We start from the raw sequence: 9,328 nt of genomic DNA on the forward strand, positions 1-9,328 counted from the left end.
CAACGGAGGTATCTATCGTTCGGAGGATGGTCAAAACTGGCAGCGTATACTCTCGCTGTTTCGTCCGGGCGAAGAGAGCTTTAGAAGAATTGAGATTGCCTCATCCAGATCAAACCCCGGGTTGCTCTACTTTTTAGCGGAAAGCAGCAAAGGCTATCGTTTGTGGAAATATGTGGAGGGAGAAGGCTTTACAGACTACTCGGCCAACGTACCCATAGAAACGGAAGAGTTAGAAGCATTCGACTCACAAGGTTCGTATAATCTCACCGTGGCCATTCACCCCACAAACCCAAACGTGGTATTTATAGGAGGAACTAACCTTTACCGGTCTACCGATGGGTTCGCCACTGCCGATAATATTTCCTGGATTGGTGGTTATGATCCCGAGTCGGAAAACATAAGCACTTACCCCAACCATCACCCCGATCAGCATGCTATTCATTTCATCCATGCTTTTCCGGACGCTCTTATATCTACTAACGATGGTGGAGTGTTTATAACCAGCGATTCAAGGGCAGAAAAAGTTACTTATATACCGTTAAACAACACCTTTGTGACCACCCAGTTTTATACGGCTTCCTATAGCCGGTATCCATTGGAAGAAGTGGTGCTTGGTGGTACACAAGACAATGGCTCTATATTAACGCTCGATAAGTTGGTGAACCAAGGCCCTAACGGCATCAGGATTTTGGGCGGAGACGGTGGCTTTACAGCCTCAACCCCTTATGGCTATTACTACTACCTGTCTTTCCAGAACTCGCGAATTTTCAGGCTCACGCTAAATCGCAATGCGGAGATAACCTCCTTCGCAAGAGTAGATCCGGTTGGAGGCGGTACTGATCCCAGCCAATCGTACCTGTTTGTGAACCCCTATGTGCTCGACCCTAACAATGCCAACCGAATGTATCTGGCCGGTGGCGATTTTGTATGGTACAACCAAAATCTGTCGCAAATTCCGGCCGGAAGTCAAAGCCCGGCACGAGTTAACTGGAAAAGGCTCACAAGAACAGAGGTGCAGGCAGGAGTAATTAGCGCCATTCAGGTATCTACCAACCCTAAAGACATTGTTTACTATGGTACCGGAAACGGTCAGTTATTTAGAATAGACAATGCCCATTCCGACATTTATTCGGTAAAAGAAATTACGGGCCAGGAATTTCCGGTGGGTGGTTACATTCGCTGCATAGCCATAGACCCAACCGATGCCAACCACATATTGGTGGCTTTTTCTAACTATGGTGTAAAGAGCCTTTTCCGAAGTACCGATGGTGGAACCACATTTACTCACGTGTCTGGCAATCTGGAAGAGTTTGAAGACGGAACAGGCAATGGACCTTCTTTCCGCTGGGCCGCCATTGTGCCTAAAACTGACGGAACCAAGCTGTATTATGCAGCTACCAGCACCGGCCTGTACTCCACTACTTCGCTAGAAGGAAATGTGGTGTGGGAGCAAGAGTCTCCCGAAGGCATTGGCAATATGGTGGTGAACATGATAGATTTTAGGCAGAGCGATGGAAAAATGGTAGCCGCAACACATGGCAATGGCTTGTATACAGCCCAGGCAGATGGCGTGGTGCCCAACGAAAACCTGGTGGTTGAAGAAGATTTTGAAATTGCCAATGTATACCCCAATCCTTTTGCCGATGAGGTAACTATTGAGGTCAATGCGCCTCGCACCCGTTTGCTCATCATCCGGGTCTACGACTCAAGGGGCAATGAGGTAAAAAGAGTCACCAGCAACCTGGCCTTTGTAGGTCAGAACGACTTCTTCTGGGACGGCACCAACTCATTGGGGCAGCCGGTAGGCAATGGGGTCTATTTAATTCGGGTTACATACGAACAAAAAAGCTACAGTCGTAAGGTAGTATTACAGAGAGAATAGATTTTTTCTACTGTAAGACTACTGCTATCTTTACCGCCTCAAAACAAAGCTATGAGGGGCAAACTAACCATTTTCGCAGTCGTTACACTTTTAATGTTCTCGTGCTCACCGTCAGAAGAAGAGTTGGTGCAGCAAGGCAGAGAACTAATGGGGCAGGAAAACTACGCTGAAGCTTTAAAAAAGCTGAATAAAGCCCTCGAGAAGAACCCACAAAACTATGTGGCTCTCAATGCCAAAGGAGTGGCCCTCTTGCGTATTGGCCAACTCGATGAGGCCATTGAGGTGTTTACCCAAGCCATCAATACCGACACCACCCAGTATCAGGCATTTTTTAATAGGGGTAATGCGTTCAGGCTTTTAGGCCGAGACAATGAGGCTATGCTGGACTATGACTATGTAACGGAGATAAAGCCTGATGTGGTAGATGCTTACCTGAACAGAGGGGCTATTCTTTTTAAGTATAATGAGTTTGACAGAGCCTTGTTCGATTTTGAGTTTGCCTTGCGCATGGATCCTAACAATGCTTTGATCTATCTGAACAAAGGGAAAGCCGAACTGCGCATTAATAATTTTGAAGATGCCACCTACGACCTCAAAAAAGCTATTGAGATAAAACCGGACTATGGAGAGGCCTACTACTGGCTGGGGTTGGCCGAGTTGACCCGAGACAATAAACCTCAGGGCTGCGAATACCTGAACAGTGCAGCAAGCCTTGGTTTTGAAGGCGCCATGGAGGCTATTTCACAAAACTGTATGCAGTAGTGGCACAAATTGGTGTAGATATTGGCCGTGCAGAAGAAATTCTGAGGCAGGGAGGGCTGGTGGCGATTCCTACCGAAACCGTATATGGGCTTGCCGGTAATGCGCTGAAGGAAAGTAGTGTTAGCAAGATATTTAAGGCCAAGAACAGACCCTCATTCGACCCTCTGATTGTGCATACCAACTCTCTTCACAAGGTAGAGTCGTTTGTTCGATACATACCCGATCAGGCCATTCAACTGGCGAAGCAGTTTTGGCCGGGACCACTCACATTGCTTCTACAAAAAAAGAGCATTGTGCCCGACCTGGTAACCTCAGGGCTGGACTCGGTGGCCGTTCGAATTCCCAACCACGAACTAACACTCAGCCTGCTGGCTCAACTGGAGTTTCCTCTGGCCGCTCCAAGTGCCAACCCGTTTGGCTATGTGAGCCCCACCACCGCAGAACATGTGGAAGCCCAACTGGGACATACTGTGGATTACATTTTAGATGGAGGGGCTTGCCGGGTGGGTGTAGAGTCTACCATAGTGAGTTTTTTGGAAGAAAAACCTAAGGTGCTCCGTTTGGGAGGGCTTGCTGTAGAGCAAATAGAAGAGGTAATTGGCTCCGTACGTGTGAACAAACACTCCAGCTCCAGTCCGCAGGCTCCCGGTATGCTCAAGAGCCATTATGCACCCGGTAAATCGATTGTATGGATTGATGGCTTCAATTGGAAAGCGGCCAATGATTTTTCGCAAATTGGAGCCATAGTATTTCAACATCCTTTGGAAGAATTGCCTTTAGAGAATCAGTTTGTGTTATCTGCCAAAGGCGATTTGGAAGAGGCGGCAAGAAACCTGTTTACGGCTCTCAGGACTATGGACAAAAACAACCACATAGCACTTATACTTACGCAAAGAGTTCCTGATGTGGGGCTGGGTAGAGCCATTAATGATAGACTAAAAAGAGCAACTGCAAAATAACAACCTATGAAAACCATTAACGATTTCAATTTTTCGGGTCAGAGAGCCCTCATAAGAGTAGACTTTAATGTGCCGCTCAATGGAGATTATCAGATTACGGACGACACCCGAATAAAGGCGGCTATACCCACCATTCAGAAAGTTCTTGACGATGGCGGAGCAGTTGTATTGATGTCTCACCTTGGTCGCCCTAAAGATCAGCCCGAAGAAAAGTATTCCCTCAAACATCTCGTGGGCCATTTGTCAGAAGTGTTTTCTACGGAAGTAAAGTTTGCAGACGATTGTATTGGAGATAAAGCAAAGTCGCTTTCAGCAAACCTAAAGGCCGGAGAAATACTTTTGTTGGAAAACTTGAGGTTTCATAAAGGAGAGACAGCAGGCGATGAAGCCTTTGCTAAATCATTGGCAGAACATGGAGATATTTACATCAACGATGCCTTTGGCACGGCTCACAGAGCCCATGCATCTACCTCTATAATTGCTCGCTTCTTTAGCCAGAAAGCATGTGGTTTTGTAATGCAGGCCGAGCTAGACAATGCCCAGAAAGTACTCGATAATGCCCAAAAGCCTTATACGGCCATTATGGGTGGGGCTAAGATTTCCGATAAAATACTCATTATTGAAAGATTGCTCGAAAAGGTGGATAACCTGGTGATTGGTGGAGGTATGGCTTATACCTTCTTTAAAGCATTGGGTGGTTCTATCGGAAGTTCGTTGCTGGAAGAAGATAAGCTGGACCTTGCGCAAGAACTCATCAAAAAAGCCAAATCCTTAGGGGTAAATCTTATGCTTCCTATGGATTCTGTAATTGCGGATGCTTTCAGCAATGAAGCCAAAACGCAGGTATGTATAAACACTTCTATTCCGGAAGGTTGGATGGGTCTGGATATAGGGCCTGAAGCTGCTGAGGTATTTTCGCAAACCATTAAAGAGTCTAAAACCATTCTATGGAATGGGCCAATGGGTGTGTTTGAAATGGACAAATTCTCAGCCGGAACAAAATCTGTTGCCGAGGCCATCGTAGAAGCAACTAAGAAAGGAGCCTTCTCTCTGATTGGTGGGGGAGATTCTGCTGCTGCTGTCAATACCCTCGGCTATGGAGAAGAGGTATCATACGTTTCTACCGGAGGTGGAGCTTTACTAGAGTACATGGAAGGTAAAGAACTGCCGGGTGTAGCAGCTTTAGAAGATTAATCTTCTGACCCGACTTCTACCCATTCGATTTTTAAAGTGTAAAAATAGAAAGACTGTCTCACAAGCCTGTAATGTTTGATACGGGGGAGTGAGACAGTCTCTTTTTTAAGCCGCATGCATGATTGTAAGGATACATGCTCCCTATTCTTGCGGCTAGTGGTGTTTGTGGAGTACCTTATTACCTCAATAGTAAGCGTTCTATTTTAACGAACTACAGTTACTGCTCCTTTCTGTTCAAACTGACCTCTTTCCGGCTCAAAGCGCGAGGTAAACCGGATTACATAGGGATACGTACCAAGAGGAACCAATTCACCGTTAAAGGTGCCATCCCATTTAAAATCTACTGAGTTGCTTTGGTAAATAAGCTCACCCCAGCGGGTGTAAATGAAAATCTGGAAGTTATCGACAAAGTCATTCGGGAACACAGAGAAGGTATTGTTTGGCGCAGGGCTGCTCGGTGCAAAAGCATTGGGAGCAATAACCTCCGGATCGCAACTTTCAATAATGGTTACCGAATCGGTGCGAACACAACCAATGGCGGTAGTCATAGTTACGACATACTCTCCCGGGCCTTCCACCGCAAGTGTTCTTCCTCCCTGGGGGTAAGGCTGACCGTTGCGGGTCCATTCGTAAGTTTCAAAGCCTCTTCCGGCCAAAAGCACAGGATTGGATGTTCGGGTGGAGCAATAGTACTCCACCTCAGGCAGTAGGCCTTCCGGTACAGCTTGTCTGCGCACAGTAATGCTTCGCTCAATAAAGCAGGTTCCGTTAGAAATGTTCACGGTGTAAACACCTTCGTCTGTTACACTCACAGAAGAACCGGAAAGCCCTGTAGCCTGACCGTCTCGTGTCCAGGTGTAGTTGTTGGGGTTGCCGGAAGTTACGTTTACCGTAAGCGTAATGGGTGAGCCGTCATCACAGGCCGGAGACGATGTAAGGCTCGCTTCCAGTGCTTCAGGAATGGTAACGTTGGTTGAAGTACTGCCCGAGCAATTCAGGTTATCAGAGTGCCTGACTGTTACCGAGTAGGTGTTTGTACTATTCACCGTTATTCTTCTGGTTGTGGCTCCGTTAGACCAGTTATAAGTATAATTCGCTCCCGGCTGCGGATTGCTCACCTCAGCTTCAAGTGTAATCTCACCTTCACATACATCGCCAATTTCGTTGATCTGAACCACTGGTTGAATGGTAAGGTCGACCACTACATTTTCAGAAACTTCACAGCTTCCCGGTGCAGTGGCGGTTACGGTATAGGTGCCGCTCTCGGTCACAGTTACATTAGAGCCACTGGCTGTGTAACCGTTAGGGCCTGTCCAGCTAAACGATGCGTTGGCTGTAGAAGAGGAGGCTGTGAGCTGTGCGTTAGGGCCACATTCTTCCACAAAGGGCTCGGTGGTTAAGTCAACCGGTTGAGGTTGATTAATGACTATACCTGTTTGACTTTGCACGCAGTTTCCATTCGATGTAACCTCAAGATCATACGTTCCTCCACTTAAGCCGCTTACCTCAAAGTCGTATGTAGTGGCGGCAATTGCTGAATTTACGGTACCGGAAGTTGTATTTCCGTTATCGTTGTTGGTGAGTACATAGCTAATCGGGAAAACATCCGTGTCAAGCGTAACCCGAATAGAGCCGGTGGGATTGCTACAGTCCGCATCGGTAGCTGTTACATTGGAGATGGTAAAGTCAGGCGGATCATTTTGCACCTGTATGTTATCCAGAGTTTGAACACAACCACTACTGTTATCGGTAATAGTTACGGTATAAGTATCGGCTGCCAGGTTGCTTATCGGTTCAACAGCCGGACCCGCAATTGAGTTTTGTGCCACTTGCCCGGTAGAGTTGCCGGTAACGGTATATGAGTAACTTCCTGTTGTGGAAATGTTTAGCTCAAAGCTACCATTGCTGGCTCCGCAGGCAGGGTTTACAATATTGGTTGCAGTAGCTTGCGCTAAGGGGTTAATGGTTACCCGAGTAGTGTCGTTCACAAAACAGCCGGCATTGATGGGGTCTTCAATAGATACCACGTACAAGTATTCTCCCGGATTGCTGCTGTCAACCGTTGCTCTTCTCTGATTAGGCAGAGTTGTGGTAGAGTTGTCGGGGTTTCGTACGGTCCAGATGTAATTGTTGGCTGTAACCTCCGGGTCTAGTGTCAGGACTCCATTCTGACAAATGGTGCTGGCTTCCGGCAGGTTAATTTCGAAAGGAGGTCCAACAAACGTTTCGCCCGAACTATAACAACCCAGTGCATTACTGATGGTAACGGTATAGATTTCTTCTTGAGTAACTGTAAAGGTTCTGCTGGTCGATACTACTGTGCCTTGGCTATCGGTCCACTCAAATGTAAGTCCCGGATCGTCCGGATTTCCCTGCCCTAAAGCATCCAGGGTATAAGTGTCTCCTTCGCAAAGTGAAATGGCTTGCGGAATCATAGGAGGATCAGGTGTTGCAAAAACTTCTATTTGCTGTACCAGGGTAGTATCAAGGCCACAGCGGTTTACGATGTTGAGCGAAATGTTGAAAAGCCCTGTTTGATCTTCGGTAAACACGTAGGCTGTGTCTTGCCCTTGAGCACTGAACACCGTGTTGTTGTCGCTCTGCCTGGTAATGCTCCAATAGAACTCATCAATATCGGAGGTGCCCGTTCCGCTCATAGCAATGCGCTCTTCCACACAGGTTTCGTCTGGGGCACTCATGCCCGGCAGTTGTTGCGGGTTGGCATTGTTTTGCACAAAATTGGGCAGGCCAAGCCTTGAATGCCCAACTGTAAGCACTACGGCCTGAGGGGTGAATCCTGAGTTGGCTGTGGTGTCTTCATTGGCGTTGATGGAGGCTACAAAAGCGGAACCTCCCGGATTACCCGGAGTTTCTACAGCTACGTAGATGGCTCCGTTGGGACCGGTTTGTATTTGTCCATAATTCACATTCTGATTTTGGCCGCTGGTTATATCGGCTCTGGAGGCTAGCCTGGAAGCCTCAGTAGAGAAGGAGTCTACCCGGTACTCCAATATTCTTCCTCCCGGGCTGCTTCCCGATCGGTTGTTCATGGTGGCAAACAGCTTAATTCCTCCTGTTGAAAAATGTACGTCATAAACCTCATCATTGGCACTGCCTCCTTCGTTGAGGTCTATTCGGTACTCAAACTCTACAATTTCACCGGTTTGAGGATCGAAATCGAAAAGCTCTACATAATCCTCGGTACCTTCAATTAGAGCTACGGCCACACGCTGACCATCGCTCGAGAATTTCATACCGGTTTGTGCACTGGCGGCATCGTTGAACGAATGGACCGATCCGGCCGAAGACAGCACGGGGGCTCCAATACCATCGGCAGTTATCGGGTACGACCTAAAGGTGTTGTTTCCGAACTCATGGGCCAGTAACCAAAAGCCTCCACCAACTTCGTAGGCAGCCAGCCTTTCTGTATTATTGGTGTATAGGATAATATCTTTCAGCACAACGTCTCCCCGGCCATTATCGGCTTTCATATCTACCACAGAATATTTCAGCGCATAAATGTTAGAACCGTATACTTCCTGGGTGGTGAAGAGGTAGTACAGGGTTTCATCTTCGGGAAATGGCACAATAATTACTGCCTGAACAGCCACACTATCTCCTCCTATGTTGGTGCCATTGGGCATTACACCATTTTCTCTGTTCCAAACGGTTTTTCCATTGCTATAGAATAGTACATCGCCATTGGCATCGGAAATGGTAGAGGTACCGGCCGGTGCGTTCATGGCGTGGGGGTCGGTTATGCTGCGCGGAGGAGGGTCAAGCCCTTCTTCTTCATTAAAATCTATACCCGCACCATTGCCAAAATACCAGATGTTGGCGGTTTGGCCTTCATCGCCATATACGGTAACTCTGGCTGTGCCATACACCGGACATCCGCCTCCCGTTGGTGTAACCACCACCCAGTAATCTCCCGATTCGGTCACATCGATGGTCTGAGTAGTTTCTCCCGTGCTCCAGAGGTAATCGTATGAGCCGGTGCCACCGCCACCGCCACCTCCGCCTCCGGAGCTCTGAGGTTGTGCATCCAGTGTCAAAGTTTCGCCAGGGCAAATTGTGGTATCGGGCAAAGACAACTGAAGGTCGTTTTGCTCCACCTGAGTATTGAGTATGCCGGAATAGGTCAGTCCGTTAACTTCCATAGAAACAGTAGCCAGCAAGGGGCCCGCCTGGTCTAGCGTAACCAATGGAGCTTGCATATTGGACTGTAAATTTATGGGTTGAAAGTCCCAGTTAATGCTGCCCGGTATTATAGTGCTAGGCTCGAATGATACATAAAACTGTATGGGAGTATTCATGCACAAGGTGCCGTCCTGAACGCCTACCTCAATAAACGGCTGCGTATTTTTAAGTGGGCTGAACTGACTGAAATAGTTGGATTGTGGGTTGACATCGCTGAAAAGGTTAGCTTCATACTGAATGCGCGCTACAACGCTATCGGGCTGATTAATTCGGTTGAGATGGGTGGTGGCACCACCAATGTCTTGCGTAATGTGGTAAATGGTGCTGTCGG

At 47.6% G+C, this 9,328-nt stretch carries 5 protein-coding genes; 4 read left to right on the forward strand and 1 reads right to left on the reverse strand.

The genetic code is table 11. From position 1 onward, the window contains the following. The 4 genes from B3763_RS10740 to B3763_RS10755 form a co-directional block, all read left to right on the forward strand. On the forward strand, window positions 1-1,882 hold a 1,882-nt coding region (locus B3763_RS10740; RefSeq protein ID WP_286746357.1), incomplete at its 5' end, for a FlgD immunoglobulin-like domain containing protein. Window positions 1,883-1,933: 51 nt separating this feature from the next. After that, the gene (locus B3763_RS10745) at window positions 1,934-2,644 is read left to right on the forward strand and encodes a tetratricopeptide repeat protein (RefSeq protein WP_286746359.1); all 711 of its coding nucleotides are present in this window, start codon (window positions 1,934-1,936) and stop codon (window positions 2,642-2,644) included. Then, window positions 2,644-3,603, forward strand: a complete 960-nt coding sequence (locus B3763_RS10750) for an L-threonylcarbamoyladenylate synthase (protein ID WP_189630168.1) — start codon at window positions 2,644-2,646, stop codon at window positions 3,601-3,603. The genes B3763_RS10745 and B3763_RS10750 overlap by 1 nt, the downstream gene beginning before the upstream one ends. Before the next feature lie 6 nt (window positions 3,604-3,609). Continuing rightward, window positions 3,610-4,797, forward strand: a complete 1,188-nt coding sequence (locus B3763_RS10755; RefSeq protein ID WP_286746362.1) for a phosphoglycerate kinase — start codon at window positions 3,610-3,612, stop codon at window positions 4,795-4,797. Between the two features lie 203 nt (window positions 4,798-5,000). Here the strand turns inward: B3763_RS10755 and B3763_RS10760 are convergent. After that, the coding region (locus B3763_RS10760) for a gliding motility-associated C-terminal domain-containing protein (protein ID WP_286746364.1) at window positions 5,001-9,328 on the reverse strand (4,328 nt) is incomplete at its 5' end.

This window comes from Roseivirga sp. UBA1976, from assembly GCF_002336325.1.
Lineage (GTDB): Bacteria > Bacteroidota > Bacteroidia > Cytophagales > Cyclobacteriaceae > Roseivirga > Roseivirga thermotolerans.